Annotated in this window: 14 protein-coding genes; 10 read left to right on the top strand and 4 right to left on the bottom strand. The window is 44.7% G+C overall.

Features of this window, described 5'->3' with window-relative positions:
• Positions 1-16 precede the first annotated feature (16 nt).
• Positions 17-1,369 carry an SGNH/GDSL hydrolase family protein gene (locus tag Cabys_RS01685; protein WP_006928349.1) on the top strand — a complete coding sequence of 451 codons (1,353 nt, stop codon included), beginning with the start codon at positions 17-19 and terminating at the stop codon, positions 1,367-1,369.
• Between the two features lie 68 nt (positions 1,370-1,437).
• Here Cabys_RS01685 and Cabys_RS20560 read toward each other — a convergent pair whose 3' ends face one another.
• Both Cabys_RS20560 and Cabys_RS20800 read right to left on the bottom strand, forming a co-directional pair.
• Entirely contained in the window at positions 1,438-1,560 is a 123-nt protein-coding gene (locus tag Cabys_RS20560; protein ID WP_257786501.1) for a hypothetical protein, read from the bottom strand.
• Positions 1,544-1,744 carry a hypothetical protein gene (locus Cabys_RS20800; RefSeq protein WP_472297436.1) on the bottom strand — a complete coding sequence of 67 codons (201 nt, stop codon included), beginning with the start codon at positions 1,742-1,744 and terminating at the stop codon, positions 1,544-1,546. Before Cabys_RS20800 ends, Cabys_RS20560 begins: the two co-directional genes overlap by 17 nt.
• Before the next feature lie 1,619 nt (positions 1,745-3,363).
• On the opposite strand from Cabys_RS20800, the gene Cabys_RS01680 reads away from it, so the two are divergent.
• The 8 genes from Cabys_RS01680 (at position 3,364) to Cabys_RS01650 (ending at position 12,103) form a co-directional block, all read left to right on the top strand.
• Positions 3,364-3,960: a Spy/CpxP family protein refolding chaperone gene (locus Cabys_RS01680; protein ID WP_006928348.1), complete on the top strand. Its 597-nt coding sequence runs from the start codon at positions 3,364-3,366 to the stop codon at positions 3,958-3,960.
• Positions 3,961-4,454: 494 nt separating this feature from the next.
• On the top strand, positions 4,455-6,275 hold the full coding sequence (locus tag Cabys_RS01675) for a carbamoyltransferase family protein (RefSeq protein WP_006928347.1): 1,821 nt from the start codon (positions 4,455-4,457) through the stop codon (positions 6,273-6,275).
• Entirely contained in the window at positions 6,262-6,672 is a 411-nt protein-coding gene (locus Cabys_RS01670; RefSeq protein ID WP_150109264.1) for an SxtJ family membrane protein, read from the top strand. Before Cabys_RS01675 ends, Cabys_RS01670 begins: the two co-directional genes overlap by 14 nt.
• A gap of 17 nt (positions 6,673-6,689) precedes the next feature.
• Positions 6,690-6,848 carry a DUF5989 family protein gene (locus Cabys_RS19975; RefSeq protein ID WP_006928345.1) on the top strand — a complete coding sequence of 53 codons (159 nt, stop codon included), beginning with the start codon at positions 6,690-6,692 and terminating at the stop codon, positions 6,846-6,848.
• Positions 6,849-6,907: 59 nt separating this feature from the next.
• Complete coding sequence (locus Cabys_RS01665; protein WP_006928344.1) at positions 6,908-7,960, top strand: adenylate/guanylate cyclase domain-containing protein; 1,053 nt, start codon at positions 6,908-6,910, stop codon at positions 7,958-7,960.
• Positions 7,961-8,271: 311 nt separating this feature from the next.
• Positions 8,272-8,802, top strand: coding sequence for a cob(I)yrinic acid a,c-diamide adenosyltransferase (locus tag Cabys_RS01660; RefSeq protein ID WP_006928343.1), 531 nt, complete (start codon positions 8,272-8,274; stop codon positions 8,800-8,802).
• 176 nt (positions 8,803-8,978) lie between these two features.
• On the top strand, positions 8,979-11,456 hold the full coding sequence (locus Cabys_RS01655) for an adenosylcobalamin-dependent ribonucleoside-diphosphate reductase (RefSeq protein ID WP_218921395.1): 2,478 nt from the start codon (positions 8,979-8,981) through the stop codon (positions 11,454-11,456).
• Positions 11,457-11,479: 23 nt separating this feature from the next.
• Positions 11,480-12,103: a TSCPD domain-containing protein gene (locus Cabys_RS01650; RefSeq protein WP_006928341.1), complete on the top strand. Its 624-nt coding sequence runs from the start codon at positions 11,480-11,482 to the stop codon at positions 12,101-12,103.
• Positions 12,104-12,878: 775 nt separating this feature from the next.
• Here Cabys_RS01650 and Cabys_RS01640 read toward each other — a convergent pair.
• The gene (locus tag Cabys_RS01640) at positions 12,879-14,465 is read right to left on the bottom strand and encodes an IS1182 family transposase (RefSeq protein WP_006926562.1); all 1,587 of its coding nucleotides are present in this window, start codon (positions 14,463-14,465) and stop codon (positions 12,879-12,881) included.
• Between the two features lie 373 nt (positions 14,466-14,838).
• Between Cabys_RS01640 and Cabys_RS01635 the strand changes: the two genes are divergently transcribed.
• Positions 14,839-15,642: an ABC transporter ATP-binding protein gene (locus Cabys_RS01635; RefSeq protein WP_006928339.1), complete on the top strand. Its 804-nt coding sequence runs from the start codon at positions 14,839-14,841 to the stop codon at positions 15,640-15,642.
• Between the two features lie 1,193 nt (positions 15,643-16,835).
• Here Cabys_RS01635 and Cabys_RS01630 read toward each other — a convergent pair.
• Positions 16,836-17,387, bottom strand: coding sequence for a BMC domain-containing protein (locus tag Cabys_RS01630; RefSeq protein WP_006928338.1), 552 nt, complete (start codon positions 17,385-17,387; stop codon positions 16,836-16,838).
• Between the last annotated feature and the right edge of the window lies 1 nt (position 17,388).

Raw genomic sequence — 17,388 nt, 5'->3', positions numbered from 1 at the left:
AGAAGGAGTTTTTTCCATGAAAATAAAATTATTACTCGTTTTAAGCGTTGCTTTTTTACTTTTTTCGTGCAGCCTGTTAGAACCTAAAATTAAAAGTTCCAGTCTGAGCACCAACGAAAAAATGCTGTTCAGCCGTTTGGTGGCCCTGGGCGATAATATCATTTCGGGCTATCAATCTGCCGCTCTGGTCGAAAAACATCAAAAACGTAGTTTTGTCGCTTTAATTGCCCAACAGGGCGAAACGCCAGATTTTATGCAACCGTACATTGGCTATCCCGGCCTGGGATCGGAATCTTACGCAGGATTTGGCATTTTACGTTTGAAATATCTGGACAATCCTGAAACGCCGCAAACCGTAAATCCGGATCCGGTCATTTATGCCGAGGCCTTTTCCGATTACGGCTATGATCCTGCCGCGATGGCTTTTTCTTCTGAGGAAGTCATGTACTGGCCTCTGCCCTACAACAACCTTGCCGTTCCCGGCATTTATGTGGATGACGTTTACAAAGCTACCATCAGACTGCGCAGCCGCAGTAAAAGCGGTTTGTTAGACGTTATTTTGCGCAATCCGTTACCCGATCCTTACGGCTACAAAACGGCCTTTGCCCAGGCCAAACTGTTTCAGCCTTCGCTAATCCTATGCTGGGCCGGCATGTACGATATTTTGTCCTATGCCCAGTACAGCGCCATCAATCCGGTGGAAGAACCGCCCACCTCAAAAGAAGATTTCGCTCAATATTTTTCTGAACTGATGGATTCCTTAAAAAGCACGCAGGCGGCGGTGATTGTCGCTAACATCCCCGACATTCTGGATATGCCCTATTTCCATTCGGTTCCGGGCGTGGTCATAGACACTGTCACCAACACGCCGGCCTTGGACGACAATGGCAATCCCATTCCATTGGTGGGCGTAAATGAAGGCGATTTAATTCTTTCGCCAGCCAAAATTTTCATCAAACAGGGCTATGGTTTGCCTGCCGATTTTCCAAACAGCAACGGCCAGCCTCTGCCGGAAGATGTTATTTTAACGCCGGATGAACAGGCTGTGGTTAAAGACATAACAGAGGGCTTCAACGCGGCCATCGATTCCATCTGCAGCTTAAGGAATATCCCGGTAGTGGATATGTACGGCTTTTTTAAAGAGGTCGCTAATGGCTTGCAGGTAGCGGGCCTAAAGGTGACGGCCGATTTTATTACCGGCGGATTTTACAGCCTGGACGGCGTTCATCCTTCGGATCTGGGGCATGTGTTAATTGCCAATGAGTGGCTGGCGGCCATTAACAACCATTTCCGCGTGAGCGTACCGCTGATTAATGTCATGGACCATCTTGAGCAATTACAGTACAGCGATTCGTTGCTGGTTAGATAATTTTATACGGAATTATTTCGCGGCCGTCCTGGCTTTTCCAACGCTGCGCCTTTGGGGGCCTGGCTTCGTCATTTTACTAGTACCACCGTTCGATGGCAGGTAGCCAAATCAAAGCCCGGCTCTTTTTTTAAAACAGTTGGGTCTTTTGCGCCTCTAAAGGCGTTGTAAAAATTTTTACCTTCCCATTTCATTCATTCTCTTTGCAGCCTGACGGATAACCTGTAATGTACTGAAGTCGCAGTTAAAAACCGAATTACGGCCCTGGGGCTCCTGTGGCGGATCGCCGGTAAAATCATCGCCAGGCTTCCATTCCGCATGTTGCGCGTCACGCGGCCAGCCTTCTCCGCCCCAGGCCCAGAAGTTACTGCCAGCCAGTGGGCCGCCAGCTCTCGCGTTTTAAGCAAATAAAGAGGCTTTAGCTAACTACTTGCCAGGCCTGGGCAGCCAAAGAGGACTTTAAAGAATTCTTTTACTGTGAAATAATAAATGATGCAAAATTCTTTTTGCAGAATGGTATCAAGATGTTTTAGGATACTTCATCTTGAAAGATCCAGTCCCGCCACGGCGGGGTTTGAAAATTTTTGTGCTGCTGTATTGGTTGAATAGTTAATTAGTTGAATGGTTGAATGGTTGAATAGAAATTTCAAAATGCGCAAATATTGAACATCATTGTAGAAAATTTCCAACGAACAGTTCTTCCTACTCTCCCAGACTCTTTTTCTTGGAAAGGGGGTGAGGGAAAGAAAAAATTTATAAAAATACATTTTCTTTGACTTTTGGGACAGCCCTGGGCGTAAATTGCGCCGATTCGCTTAGTTTTGCTCTTAAATGTTGAGATACAGTTCTATTTTTTCTTTTCGACCCTGGCGTTCACATTTCAGCTGACGCTGGACAGAAGGGGTTGCGTGAAAAAATCTTTGCGCGCTTTGTGGCTTCTTTGCGCTCCTGGTGGTTCGTTTTTGGGTGCGGCTGCGCTGCCTTAGGGATAGTTTTTGAACCTTGATTTTCAGGATTACAGGATTTTCTTGACTTTTTACTACAATGAAACGATGCATCCCATTTTAAAGATAAATTTTGGAATGCAAAAAAAATAATCCTGTTAATCCAAAAATCAAACAAATCCTGGTTCAAAAATTAAATTAGTCGCCGGCCGGTCATTCCAAATTCCCATCTGGCGGAATGCGAAAATTTTTGTGCTGTTTTTAAAACTCATCCCCCTACCCCTTCTCTTTAAAAAAGAGAAGGGGCCAATCTTGCCGGCATGATGAGTTTTTTACTTACATGTTGAATAATTGGTTTTATTTTTTCTTTGCGTACTTTGCGACTTCTTTGTGCTCTTTGCGGTTAGTTTTGGTTGCGGTTTTACTGCCTGCCTTTTTCTTTTTATACTTTGTAACGACTTTGTGCGCTGCTTTTTGGGTTTAATCGACGGTGTGGAATTGGAGCATCACGCTTTGTTAACTTGCTTTCAAAAAGAGATGGGAAGGAGCGCTCCGTCAGAGCGCTCCGTTTGCTCGGTGGAAACAACGGCCCGGGGCAGCGCCCCGGGCCGCCATCCCCCCTACCCCAATTAACCGCCTTTCTTAACGCATGAGATCAATTTGCTTCGCTTTAGCTGCCCCTGCCATTAAACCAAAAAGTCTTACGACTGCCGGTCTCATTTAAAGATTTACTCTTGACTCCGATGAAATATTCCGGCAACATTTCTTGTTCTAACTTCTTTGATAAGCTAAACGTTTAACAATAGTGTACAGCGCTTGTAGAATATTCTTCAAGAGTGAGATACAATTAATTTTTTAAAACAGCAATGTATTTTATTTTAAGATGGCTAACTAAATAAAATACTAATATTTACCGGTAAAATTAAAAATCTGAAATAAATTCGGCATAAAACTTGAAGCAATTAAAAGCAAATGAAGTAAACGATTAATTAGTCTGAAAAATAAAAAAATCAATAGTTAAATTAATCTCAACAACATTAAGGAGACTTTACCATGAAGAAACTAAGTATTTTAACCACCGCATTGACACTGATTGCCTTTTTGATGATGGGCTTCGGACAGCCGATTTTAGCCCAACCAAATACGCCTTCAAAAGGAATGCAGCACATGATGATGCAAAAGCAGGAAAAGGCGCCAGGCCATAAAATGGGCATGCACGGCAAAATGGATCACAAGTCTATGGACATGATGAGCGATCCCGTTCTTAAAACCTTGCATTCGTATGGCTGCCCGGGATTCTTGTTAAAATCAGCCTCAAAATTGAATTTAAGCGAAAAACAAATTCAAACTTTAACCGGTCTGAAGCTGGAATTCAAAAAAGCTGCCGTAAAAAACAAAGCCGACATTAAAATTGCCACCCTGGATATTCAGGAAGCAATGAATGCTGATCAGCCAGATTTTAACAAAGTGAAAAAAGCGATTAAAAAAATTAATTCTCTGCAACAGGAACTACGGGACAATTTTCTTAATACCTTGATTAAATCCCGCAAGGTTCTGACCACAGAACAACTCAAAGTTTTAAAGACCTTCGCTTCCGGCTGCTGCAAAGGTATGCAGCCCGGCCAGGGTATGATGCAGATGATGAAATAACCTGCTCTGACTATTCCCAATGATGGGATGGGCCGCCAGGCCCATCCCATTTTTTTTTACTTTTCCGGCTGAAATTCAAACTTTGCATTATTAAGCGCCAGGGCGAAACATCATATTTAATAAAAAGTGTCCGCTCCAAAAAGATATTTATTTTACCATTATTCCAGTAAAAAAATCCTTTAAAAGATCGATTGTTTTTTATCGGGGTTACAAAATTTCTCTCCTCGTTCGAAATGACAGGTCACATGCACGTATTTTTAATTTCTTTTAGAGACCACCTAAAAACCAACGATTTGTCTGATTACCTGGCGCCAGACTAAAAAACCTTTGTCACTTCGAACAAAGAATCCAGCGCTGGCTAAGCGGAGTGATTCAAGAATATGGCCATTAAACAAGTTCAAAGCAGCTCTTTTGGGGAAGCATGCTTGTTGCCATAAATTTGAATCTCTCGTTGAAAAATATTAACATATTTTTTTAATTAAAAATAGGGAAGAATGCGTACGTACATTTTAGGTATTTCAGCTTTTTACCATGATTCCGCGGCGGTTATTTTGAAAGATGGCGAAATTATCGCCGCCGCCCAGGAAGAGCGCTTTACGCGTAAAAAACACGACCATGCCTTTCCGCATCAGGCCATAGCATACTGTTTAAAAGAGGCCGGCATTTCAGCCCGCCAACTGGATCACGTGGTTTTTTACGAAAAGCCTTTCCTCAAATTCAACCGTATTCTGGAAACGTATTTAACGACAGCCCCGCTCGGAATTCGTTCCTTTTTAATGGCCATCCCCGTATGGCTTGGACAAAAGCTGTGGATCCCCGATCTAATTCGTAAAGAATTGAACTACAACGGTCCCCTTTACTTTGCAGAACATCACGAATCGCATGCCGCTTCAGCCTTTTTCCCTTCGCCCTTTTCGCGGGCGGCCATTTTAACCATGGATGGCGTGGGAGAGTGGGCTACCTCTTCCATCGGGCTGGGCAGAGACAATGCCATCGAACTTTTGTTTGAACAGCAGTTTCCACATTCGCTGGGTTTGTTATATTCGGCGTTCACCTATTTTACCGGCTTTAAGGTAAACTCCGGAGAGTACAAAGTAATGGGCCTGGCGCCTTACGGAGAGCCCCGTTTTGTACAAACCATTCTTGAAGAACTGCTGGATTTAAAGGAAGATGGTTCCTTTAAATTAAACATGAAATACTTTAACTACCTGGGCGGCCTGACCATGACCGGCCGTCGCTTTGCCCAACTTTTTGGCGGCCCGCCCCGCAAACCTGAAGCGCCGCTCACCCAACGCGAAATGGATCTGGCGGCCTCCGTCCAGCAAGTAACCGAAGAGATTGTGCTGCGCATGGCCAGGCATGTTAAAAAAATTACCGGAGAAAAGAAGCTGTGTCTTGCGGGCGGCGTTGCCCTGAACTGCGTGGCCAACGGAAAGCTACTACGCAGCGGGTTATTTGACGATTTATGGATTCAACCGGCCGCCGGCGATGCGGGCGGAGCCCTGGGCGCAGCCCTGCTGATTCACTACCATTATTTAAAAAATAAACGGCAAAGCGATGAAAAGTTAGACCGACAAAAAGGCTCTTACCTTGGGCCGCAGTTTTCCGACGAGCAGATCAAAACATTTCTGCGTTCCGTGGGGGCGCCCTTCGAAGAGTTAGCGGAAGATCAGCTTTACGAAAAAGTGGCCGCGGAACTGGCAAAAGGAAAGGTGGTGGGCTGGTTCCAGAGCCGGATGGAGTTCGGCCCGCGCGCCCTGGGCAACCGTTCCATTTTAGGCGACGCCCGCCATCCGCAGATGCAGAGAATCATGAATCTCAAAATAAAATTTCGCGAAAGCTTTCGCCCTTTTGCCCCGGCGGTTCTTGAAGAAGAAGCGTCCGCCTGGTTTAAGATCGATCGCCCCAGCCCCTACATGCTGTTAGTGGCCGACGTACATCCGGAAAAACGGCTTACTTCCGATCAGGACATGCATTTAAAAGGACTGGAACGTTTGAAAATCAACCGCTCGCAAATCCCTGCGGTTACACACGTGGATTATTCCGCGCGCCTGCAAACGGTTAATGCTCAAACCAATCCCCGCTTCTATCGTTTATTAAAAGCCTTTCAGGCAAAAACAGGCTGTCCGGTATTGATCAACACTTCATTTAACGTGCGAGGCGAACCAATTGTGGCCACGCCGCAGGAGGCGTACCAGTGTTTTTTACGAACGGAAATGGATTGGCTGGCCATGGGTCGCTGCTTGCTGCGTAAGGAAGATCAACCGGCTCAACACATTACCAAAGCCAGACAGGAGGCGTTTGAACTTGATTAAGGATGTGTGGCGCGTAAGCCCGTCAAAAAAAGAACTGCGGTCCTTTAGTTGGTTGGTTGGCAGCCTTTCACTCATTCTCCTGGCAGTGGGCATTGTTAATTCCTCATGGCTGTTCGTTATTCCTTTTGCCCTGCTCAGCCTGCTGGTTGCAGCCGGGCAGTTTGTTCGCCCTCTTCTGATTCTCTTTTACCGCCTGTGGATGAGCCTGGCCCACATTCTGGGCGCTTTTATGTCGCGTTTGATCTTAAGTCTGATTTTTTATTTGATTTTTTCACCGCTCGGAATGACCTTACGGCTGTTTAACCGCCAGCCGCTTGATTTGAAGATCGACAAAAATCAACCCAGCTATTGGCGCGCCAGAAAGCAGGGCCAGAGCGACCTGACCAAAATGCATTAAGAAAAAGGAGCATCAAAATGGGTAAGATAAAAATAATAGCCGAGTATTTACAATTTTTAAAAGCGCATAAAAAGTGGCTGCTTTTACCCATTGTTTTTATTTTGCTTTTATTGGGAGCCGTTATTGTCATGGCTCAAGGCAGCCCTGTTGCGCTTTTCATTTACAGCCTTTTTTAACAAGGCAAGCGAAATAATGGGCGTCGTTAATTCGTTCCCAAAATTGAAAGGAGCGTTAAATGGACCTTGAACTTTTAAAAAACGCCTTGATCAGACTTTTTCATCGCGGGTTTGAAAAAGAAAAAATTCAAAAACTGTTCAACTTCCTGGTCCGGGAAACGTCTCCGCAGCATCGATTATTTTATCCGAATCTGTTGGGCGTCAGGCTCAACTTTACCCATCAGGAAACGTTAAGACTGGTAACCTACGGCGTGCTCGACGGTCTTTTTGAAATGACCTGGCAGGTTTTCTGCCCACAGTGTACGGCGCCCAATTTCGAAACAAAAAGTTTAAAGAACTTACGACTTCGTGAACGATGCGCGGCCTGCGGGTCCGATTACGAGCCGCACGCCGATCAAAACGTTCATGTGCTCTTGGCCCTACATCCCCGCTTTTACGACGAAGTGATCAATACCACCGATGAAGAGACTCCTGTAGCGGAGGCAGGCGTTCAGCCTTTGACCGTACTTGATTTAATCGGCTATCCGGACTTTCGGGAACATTTCACCGATCAGGCTCCCCGCTTAAATCAGGCCATCAAAATACGTAATGTCAGCGTCATGTTCACCGAGCTCATCCGCTCCACCGAAATGTACGAGGTCATTGGCGACGTGCAGGCCTTTTTGCTGGTCAATGAGCATTTTGACATCCTGTTTGATTTTATCCTCAAAAAATACGGCGGGGTGATTAAAACTATTGGCGATGCGGTGATGGCCGTTTTTAAAGAACCTGGCCCGGCATTTGAAGCGGCGGTAGATATTAAAAAACGCGTCGATCATTTTTTAAATTCAAAGTTGAAAAATTTTTCATCCGGCATCAAAATCGGTTTGCACGTGGGCCCGGCTGTTGTGGTAAATTTGAATGAAAATTTTGACCTGTTTGGAGCCACGGTAAATAAGGCGGCCCGCCTGGTCTCCCATGCACAGTTAGAGGCCATTGCCATGAGTAAAGAATTTATGGCGCAGGTGCATCATTTGCCAGAAACGCAAAATACGGACAAAATCACACAGAACACGGTTACCTTAAAAGGGATCAAATCAGAACAACTTATCTATTTGTACAAAGTCCGTTAAGCAGCGCATTACTTTTGCCATACAATTTTTTGTGAAAGATTTAAATAATCGTTCGGGCATTAAATTTTTACTAAAAACTGTGATGAGTCCGGCAACTTCAGAAAAAAAATTTATTAAATTAGACTCAGCTTCGATGAGATATTCTCCAGGGCAGGAATGCCTTATTTATGCCCTGTTTTAAGGGGAAGGTAAACCTTAAACTTTGTATCCTTTTTCGGCATTTTTGTAATTAAACAAAGCAACGGTTTAAGGAATGAAGGGCGCCCACAAACGATGCAAAATCTTTTTAGCAAAATAAAGAAAGGTTAAATTTGAAGCTGTCCAGAGGTTATATTCAGGTTTACACGGGCAACGGCAAGGGTAAAACCACGGCTGCCATCGGTCTGGCCGTCCGCGCCCTTGGACACGGTTTTAGAGTTTATTTTGCGCAATTCATGAAAAATTTTCCATACGGCGAACTTGAAATTCTTAAACGTTTTGCATCGCATCTGGTGTTAAAAAACTGGGGCAACGACGCCTTTGTTTTTAACAAGCAGCCGCCTTCTGCCGAGCTGGTTTCCGAAATGCAAAAAGGACTCAGCCAGGCGCGCGAAGCCATGCTTGGTTCCACGTATGATCTGGTCATCCTTGACGAGGTATTGGTGTCCATCTATTTCAAACTATTTACGATTGATCAAGTGGTTGATTTTTTAAAGGTTAAACCTGCCAATGTAGAGCTGGTACTAACCGGCAGATATTGCCCTCAAGAAATATTGGAATTGGCCGATCTGGTTACCAATATGGAAGAAATAAAACACTATTATCATCGTGGAGTCAGCGCCAGAAAAGGCATCGAAAATTAATCAAAAATTTACTTGTTTTTAACTAAATAAATTTTTAAAATGGGCTCAACGGGGAACGGATCATTTAACAGTTTTTCTTACTTTCACAAATGAAACGCGCGCGATCTTCCAAACAATGCTCCTTAGAAATTGTGCTAACGGTTTAAAAAAAAAGGGTTTCTATTATGTTCTTGGATATGTTTAAGCATAAGGGCAAATTTGTCTCTGTGGTTGGTCGACGTAACATTAAGGCCTACCAGAATCTTTACTTACTCAACAAAAAAAAGTTAAACAATGGCTCGTTGCCTCTTCATCCCGAGGAAAATTACTGGGGCGATAACGACCTGGCGCGCAATATTTATGTGAAGAAATACTTTGTTAAAGACCTGAACAACAACCTGGTTGAGCATCGTCCGGAAGATCTGTTCAACCGTGTTTCATCTTTTATTGCAGCCATTGAAACCGATCCTCAAAAGCAGGAAGAATGGGCAGAACGTTTTTACCGCTACATGTATGAGGGGTATTTCATCCCCGGAGGTCGCGTTTTAGCCGGGGCGGGCGATTTGTACCGTCTTAAAACTCTGGCCAACTGTTTTGTTTCGCAAATAGCCGGCGACAACATCGAGGCTATTTACGATTCGGCTTATGAATGCGCCCGTACCTATTCGTACGGCGGGGGAATTGGCGTGGATATTTCGGTACTGCGCCCCAAAAATTCGGTTGTGCACAACGCCGCAGATACCTCAACCGGCGCGGTGTCGTTTATGGATTTGTTCTCCTTAACAACAGGCTTAATCGGGCAAAGCGGCCGCCGAGGCGCCCTGATGCTGACCATTGACGTTAAGCACCCGGATGTGATCGATTTTATCCGCGTGAAAAAAACGCCCAATTGGGTCACCAAACAGATCGTCGAACAATTAAAGTGGAGTAATCTGTTTGACTATTACCAGCTAAAAGAAATTGAAAAGCAGGTAATGGAAAATACCCAGGTGCGTTTTGCCAACATCAGCATCAAAGCTTCCGATGAATTTATGCAGGCCGTGTACGAACAAAAGACGTACGGCGCGGACAAAATTCTTGTTTACAAAAAGTTTAATAAAAGCCAGATGGCTACCGCCTATTTAGAAGAAACCCAGCACTATTCCATCCAAATCCCGGCCAAAGACATCGAAGAATACGAGCTTTTTAAAGTTTTTGGAGATATCAGCTCGCTCAACGATTTTCTTTATAAAAATTATGAATTGATTATTACGGAAACGGATCTGGGCGATCCTAACAAACGCGATGTGTATGGCGATCTGGTACTGCCGCTGGATAAAGAGCCCTTTGACCTGGCCGTAAAGTACAGCGGTGATTTTATGCTCTACTTTGCCTCCAAACCGACCGGAGAGATTCGCCGTTTGATTAAAGCGCGCGAAGTGTGGGATGCCTTTGTGGAGGGCAATTACAAAACGGCCGAACCCGGCCTCATTTTCTGGAGCAAAATGAGCAAATATTCGCCGTCCAACTATGTCGGTCGCCCCATCTCTTCCACCAATCCCTGCGCCGAAGTTCCTTTAGAAGATGGCGGCGCCTGCAATCTGGCTTCCATCAACCTTTCCAGGCTGGTGCGCAACGGTTTTCAGCCCAATGCGGAAATAGAGTGGGAAACGTTAAAGCAGGTAACGCGCGCCGTTGTCCGCTTTTTAGACAATGTGGTAAGCTGGAACGAGGTTCTGAATCCGCTGGAAAAGCAACGTCGCGCCGCTTCTGAAACCAGACGCCTGGGGCTGGGCATTATGGGCGCCGCCGACATGCTCAATCAACTGAACCTTGGATATGACTCTGAGCAGGGCATCGCCTTGCTGGAAAAAGTGATGCAAACCATTGCCGACGAAGCTTATCAGGCATCGGCCGAACTGGCCGCAGAAAAGGGGCCCTCGCCCATCTTTGATTATGAAAAATATTCCCAGGGCCCGTTTTTTAAAGAAGCTCTCTCGGCAGAAACCAAAAAGCTGATCCAGGAAAAAGGCCTGCGCAATATTGCCATTCTTTCCATTGCGCCAACAGGCTCTATCAGCAACATCGCTCTTGGCTTTAAAATCGGCGACAAACACTATCTGGGAGTTTCCTCCGGAATCGAACCCATTTTCGCCCTCTATTACACGCGTCGGGCAGAATCATTTGGCAATCAATTCTTTAAAGTCTTTCATTCCACGGTACAGGCTTACATCGATTTGCACAATTTGCAGGATAAAGTGGTCAATGCCCAAACCGAAGCGGAATTGACCGAATATTTGCCGCCGCATTTCTTCCGTACGGCGCATCACATCAACGCCGAAAAACGCGTGGAAATTCAGGGCAAATGTCAGCGATATGTGGATCACAGCATCTCTTCCACGGTTAATTTACCGGAAACCATTGAACCGGAAGTGATTTCCAATATCTATTTGATGGCCTGGAAGAAAGGCTTAAAGGGCATTACCATTTACCGCGACGGCAGCCGCTACCCAATCTTGAGCGTGGACGGCCAGAAAACCGAATTTCAAAAGATTAAAGAAAAGTTGTTTAAAATTCTGCTGGCCGATACCAAAGAAGAGGTAACCTTAAAAGGCGACGATATTATCCAGACGCCGGATGGCAAATTAACAACGGTGTATCATTATCTCAAATCAACCGAACAAAACAATAGCTAAAAAACAGGACATGCGGGGGCATTATGATCAGGATAAAAGATCAAAATTTTGAGATTAAAGAACTAAAACACGAAGAACCCTTAGATAACATAACCGATCATATTCTTGAAAGACCGGATGTGGTAAACGCCAAAGTGTACCGCCTGCGCAGCGGATTTGTAAAGCACAGCGTGTACATCACCTTAGGCTATATTACGCAAAACGGCAAAAACCGGCCGATTGAAATTTTTATCAACAGTAAAGACCTTACCAAAAACGCGGAGTACGCCGTTTTAACACGCTTAATTTCGGCCATCTTTCGTAAATCGGCCAATCCGGTTTTTATTCTTGAAGAATTAAGCAGCATTCACGATCCGAACGGCGGCTACCACAAAAACGGCAAATACATCCACTCCTTTTATTCCGAAATCGCCGACGTCATCGAACGCTTTTTCCGTGAAATCGGCTGCATGAACGAAGAAGATGAAGAACCGGATTTGATCATGCCGGAAGTCAACAGAGCGCTGAATCCCGATTCGGAGCCTAAAACGGAGACCAACAGCGAGTATTTTATCTGTCCGGAATGCAATCAAAAAAGTGTGAAAATGGAAAATGGCTGCTTAACCTGCGTAAACCCGGAATGTACCTACAGCAAATGCGATCACTAATTAAAAAAATATGATCCGCAAGCCCCGGTCAGAGTTTGATCGGGGCTTTTGTTCTTACAAGCAAAATAATTCCTGTCATTCATTACTATGCCCCTTTGTTAGAGTACTTCCTTTGTAGCATCTGTCCCGACATGGCGGGATTGGTTTAATGGTTAATTAGTTGAATGGTTGAATAGCCACTGTCCTGTCATTACAAATTTATTTCTGTAATGTGGAGAATTTCTGCCACCGCTGGAAGCAACTCTCCACGTTCAGAGCTTCCCCCTCTCCCAGACTTTTATTCTGGGAGAGGGGGAGTCGAGGGGGTGAGGGCTATTTCGGGCAATGCCTTCCACCGTTGGGCAGAAAAAGTGTAAGAGTATTAGAGTTGAAGAGTTAGTTGAGTAATCGCTGTCCGGTCATTACAAATTTGTTTCTGTAATGTGGAGAATTTCTGCCACTGTTTATGCAGGGGCGAAGGATTTCCAAGAACAATTCAGCGCTGGTAAGCATTAACTTTAGTCATATAAAAAAAGCGCTCTGGATAAAGTAGGGATGGAAATCCTTCGCCTTTACAAGTACGGTTATTCCTGATCTTTTGTCTGGTAGTGAGGATCGAGCGAGCAAGGGTAATTTAAAATATTCATTGCGCCCTTTGTGACGTCTCTTAGCTCTCTGTGGTGGCTCAAATCCCTGCGAATTTTTTTTTAGTTGCGGCCATGCTGCATTAGGATACTTCCTCTGAAGGATCCTGTCCCGCCCGGGAGGCTGTTGCATGGGGGGGAGGAATTAATGCTTATATTCTCCGATATTGATAATTTTTTCTCATTCTTAAGCGTTGGGCAAAATATAGAATTAAAAACGCCAAAATATTCTTTGAAAATAAAATTAATAGATCATCTTTTTCTTGTGATGCTGTTATAAACGCTGCTAAACGTTTCCCTAACATATTTTTAAATAGAACATTAATATTATGCCCAATACACATTAACGTAAATTCACTACGAACATTATTAAGACCAGATAAGGAAAATCCACGATAGCCTAAATTATGCTTCAAGTTACCAAAAACAGGTTCAACTGTCACCGAACGCTTCTTTAGTCGTTCCTGCGCCGCTGAAGTTTGTAACTTTTTCGCCATACGTTCGCAATAACTCTCATTAACTGAACGATGGATTTGCTTAACTTTCTTTTTACTGGAAATACATAAATTAATTAAGGGACAGTCCTGACAATCATTGGAACGATATACGATCCGTTCGCTATTTCTCTCAACTGGAAAAAGCTTCTTACCCGTCGGACATTCATAGTAATCTCCCTGTTCATGATACACAAAATCACTTCGTTTTAGTTTTCTTTCTTCTTTTTGCAATTCTTCCTTGGAGGTTGGTGTCTCCTTTATCGAACGATTGGATAACTGGGGATCGGCTATTACGGCATCAATCTGCTTTTCTTCCAATTCTTTTAGGTCTGTGCTATTGTGATAACCGGAATCGGCCGTGTAAGATCGCTTATCATCTGAACCAAGATTCTTCTCTACTTGTTCTTGAATCGGTATGAATTGACCCTGGTCGTTGGGCTGGCTTACGACTTCATGAGCTACTATTAAATGACTGGACATATCTACGCCTAATTGTGCGTTATAGCCCGGTCCATCCACCGAAGGCATCATGCGGGCATCCGGCTCTTTTACATTTATTTGATGTCTTGAACGGTGTTCTGATTTGAGCTGTTTCTTACGCTCTTTCAATTGGGCTTTACGTTCTAATATCTCTTTCTCTAAGCGCTCAAGCCGTTCTTTCTCCGCTCGAAGAGTTTCTAAATCTAATTCATCCGTGGCCCCCTGTTCTACAAAATTACAGCGCTGCATGTATTGCTTGATCTCTGCTCTTAACTTCTCTATACGTTTGTCTAATTGATCCTCAGTGTAGCCATGACGCTTACTGCTGTGCGCTTTGATTTTCGTGCCATCTATGGCTATCTGGTTGAAACTACTTATGCCTTCGGCCTGGGCAATTAAAAGTATCTCTACAAAATATTGGTCTAATAAATCCAAATGTGCCTTGCGAAAACGACTTAATGTACTATGATCCGGATGCTGATTCCCAGTGATATAAATGTAGCGCGTATCATATTTACACAATTCCTCCAGCTTACGGGTGCTGGTAATGCCGTTACTATAAGCATAAAACCATAAGGCAAGCATCATGTCTGGGGCATAAGAATCACCGCCTTGTGAACTATAACGGGAATAAAGTGCACTTAAATCAAGGCGCGAAACCAACTCCACTACAAATCGACTCTTTGGATCGTCTCTGGCAAAATCTTCCACACTATAGCCAAAGAGATTCATTTGTGAGCGATTATAAGTAATAAAACTCATGGAATTCCTTTGTTATTACTTGTTTTATCTGTCGCCCAGAATTTACAAATTTTTTGAATTTTACTCAAACTGAATTTGCAACAGCCTCCCGGGTGGGATTTGAAAATTTTTGTGCTGCTTTTAAAACTCATCCCCCAGCCCCAAGGGGCGTAAATTGCGCCGGTTTTATTTAGCTTTTGTCTTAAATGTTAAATCATTTTCTGCGATGATTGGCGTAATCTGCGGGAAAATTACTTTGCGCACGTTGCGGTTGATTTTAGTTGCTGCCATGCTGCCTTAGGTTAGACCTGTTTCTTCATTCAAATCAATTGTTGCATTTAACCGTTAAAAAATAGTAAGTTGTTCCTGAAAAATCATTTAAGGCAGGAATTCCATGGATGACGTAGCCATTCGTCTGCAAAAGGTGAGCTTTGCCTATCGGGACAAAACAGTTCTGAAAGGTCTTGATCTGGAAATCAAAGCCGGCGAGTTTGTGGGCATCATCGGGCCAAACGGCGTGGGTAAATCAACCCTGCTCAAAGTAATGGCCGCCCTTTATCCGCCTGACGATGGCCTTTACCTTTTGTTTGGCAAACGTTTAAAAAACTGGAAGCGCAAGGCTATTGCCCAAAAAATCGGTTACGTACCGCAAAGCGTGGATTTAACCTTTCCTTTTACCGTACGCCAGGTGGTCGAAATGGGGCGTTACCCTTACTTTACGGGCATCATCGGGGGCGACCCGGAAGGCGAGCCGTTTGTGCAAAAGGCGCTTGCCTTAACCGATTTGCTCGGCCTGGAGCGGCGTATGTTTTCATCTTTAAGCGGCGGCGAAAAGCAACGAGCCATTATTGCCAGCGTGCTGGCGCAAAACACGCCCATCTTACTACTGGATGAACCGACTTCTTCGCTGGATTTAAAACACCAGATCGCCATTTTACAATTGTTGAAACGTTTAAGCGCTGATGAGAAAAAAACCGTGGCGCTGGTCACGCACGAAGTCAATCTGGCCGCTCAGTTTTGCGATCGTTTATTTTTGTTGAATGAAGGACGCATATTGAAGTCAGGGCCACCGCCCGAAGTGCTGCAGTTTAATTTAATTCAGCACGTTTATGGGGTGAATGTTTACATCGATATCAATCCGTTCACCAATTCCATTTATATTTTGCCCTACGAATTAAAAAAAGAGGAAGAAAAATAGGATACTTCCTTCGAAGCATCTATCCCGACATGGCTGGATTAGTTGAATGGTTGATTAGTTGATTGGTTGTATGGTTGAATAGTTAACGTTTTATCATTGCGAATCCTATGCAGGCAGGATGAGTGTCAACCATGGTTGTAGGTGCGAAGAGTCATCAGCCTATTATGACGCAGCGATTGGAATACCATCAGTGTTAAATAAAGACCGCTGAGCGTGAATTCGATCTGCTGTCACCCTCTCTCCCTGACGTTTATTATGGGAGAAGGGAATCGATGAGGTGAGGGCTATTTCGGGCAATGCCTTCCACCGTGGGCAGAAAAAGTGTAAGAGTATAAGAGTGTAAGAGTTGAAGAGTTAGTTGAATAGTCGCTGTCCGGTCATAACAAATTTGTTTCTGTAATGTGGTGAATTTCTGCCACCGTTGGAGGCAACTCTCCACGTTCAGAGCTTCCCCCTCTCCCAGACTTTTATTCAGGAAGAAGGGAATCGAGGAGGTGAGGGCTATTTCGGGCAATGCCTTACACCGTTGGGCAGAAAAAGTGTAAGAGTGTAAGAGTGTAAGAGTTGAAGAGTTAGTTGAATAGTCGCTGTCCGGTCATAACAAATTTGTTTCTGTAATATGGTGAATTTCTGCCACCGTTGGAGGCAACTCTCCACGTTCAGAGCTTCCCCCTCTCCCAGACTTTTATTCTGGGAGAGGGGGAGTCGAGGGGGTGAGGGCTATTTCGGGCAATGCCTTCCACCGTTGGGCAGAAAAAGTGTAAGAGTATAAGAGTGTAAGAGTTGAAGAGTTAGTTGAATGGTCGCCGGCCCGTCATTACAAATTTGTTTCTGTAATGTGGTGAATTCTTACCACCGTTTATGCAGGGGCGAAGGATTTCCAAGAACAATTCAGCGCTGGTAAGCATTAACTTTAGTCATATAAAAAAAGCGCTCTGGATAAAGTAGGGATGGAAATCCTTCGCCCTTACAATTACTTAAATTCCTGCGGGAATGTTTTTGGTTGTGGCTAAGCTGTAATAGAGTTAAAAATTATCACGCGGAGCGGGAGGCTGTGCCCGAATTAGAGCGCCGATTCGCTGAACTTTGGTTTCTGAATAATTTGTTTAATCTTTTTCTGCGATGATTGGCGTAATCTGCGGGAAAATTACTTTGCGCACGTTGCGGTTGCTTTTGGTTGCTGCTGCGCTGTCTTAGATAAATTCGTCGATAATCTCTTTGCGCGGGGAGGGGATAACGATCTTTTCCACTAACAGTCCCTTACTTTCGATGACGGCGGCGCCTGCGGCAACGGCGGCTTCCACATCGCCCACCTCGCCGGTCAGGCTGACAAATCCTTTGCCGCCTATGGCCATCGCCAGATGCACTGTGATTAACTGTACATCGGCCGCTTTTACCGCCGCATCGGCCGCTTCGATGACCGAAGCCACCGAAAAACCCTCGATCACGCCCAGCGCTTTGATTTCCGGTAAATGCGTTACCCCACTGATGGCCGGAAAGACCTCCGGATGAACATTGGGAATGATGAAGTAATCAACCACCGTATGCGCGCCGATCTTTACGCCGGTTTCGATGCTGGCATTAACGGCGTCCACGTCGCCGCTGATCAGTACCATGTACTTACCCGGACAAATGGTGCGGTTAACGACGATTTCGACGTCGGCTCTTTTTAAAACGGCATCCGCCACTTCGTAGCCTTTGGCAATGGATGAAGTTTCTACAATTCCAATGGCTGCGCCTTTCATC

This window comes from Caldithrix abyssi DSM 13497 (genome assembly GCF_001886815.1).
Lineage (GTDB): Bacteria > Calditrichota > Calditrichia > Calditrichales > Calditrichaceae > Caldithrix > Caldithrix abyssi.
This window is presented reverse-complemented; position numbering and strand designations above follow the sequence as displayed.

What these genes read in the sequence shown, in the direction of transcription:
- Cabys_RS20560 (WP_257786501.1), bottom strand. Translation starts at nt 1,560, where the DNA reads ATGAAATGGGAAGGTAAAAATTTTTACAACGCCTTTAGAGGCGCAAAA.
- Cabys_RS01630 (WP_006928338.1), bottom strand. Translation starts at nt 17,387, where the DNA reads ATGAAAGGCGCAGCCATTGGAATTGTAGAAACTTCATCCATTGCCAAA.
- Cabys_RS01665 (WP_006928344.1), top strand. Translation starts at nt 6,908, where the DNA reads ATGGACCTTGAACTTTTAAAAAACGCCTTGATCAGACTTTTTCATCGC.
- Cabys_RS01635 (WP_006928339.1), top strand. Translation starts at nt 14,839, where the DNA reads ATGGATGACGTAGCCATTCGTCTGCAAAAGGTGAGCTTTGCCTATCGG.
- Cabys_RS01680 (WP_006928348.1), top strand. Translation starts at nt 3,364, where the DNA reads ATGAAGAAACTAAGTATTTTAACCACCGCATTGACACTGATTGCCTTT.
- Cabys_RS01650 (WP_006928341.1), top strand. Translation starts at nt 11,480, where the DNA reads ATGATCAGGATAAAAGATCAAAATTTTGAGATTAAAGAACTAAAACAC.
- Cabys_RS01655 (WP_218921395.1), top strand. Translation starts at nt 8,979, where the DNA reads ATGTTTAAGCATAAGGGCAAATTTGTCTCTGTGGTTGGTCGACGTAAC.
- Cabys_RS01675 (WP_006928347.1), top strand. Translation starts at nt 4,455, where the DNA reads ATGCGTACGTACATTTTAGGTATTTCAGCTTTTTACCATGATTCCGCG.
- Cabys_RS01685 (WP_006928349.1), top strand. Translation starts at nt 17, where the DNA reads ATGAAAATAAAATTATTACTCGTTTTAAGCGTTGCTTTTTTACTTTTT.
- Cabys_RS19975 (WP_006928345.1), top strand. Translation starts at nt 6,690, where the DNA reads ATGGGTAAGATAAAAATAATAGCCGAGTATTTACAATTTTTAAAAGCG.
- Cabys_RS01640 (WP_006926562.1), bottom strand. Translation starts at nt 14,465, where the DNA reads ATGAGTTTTATTACTTATAATCGCTCACAAATGAATCTCTTTGGCTAT.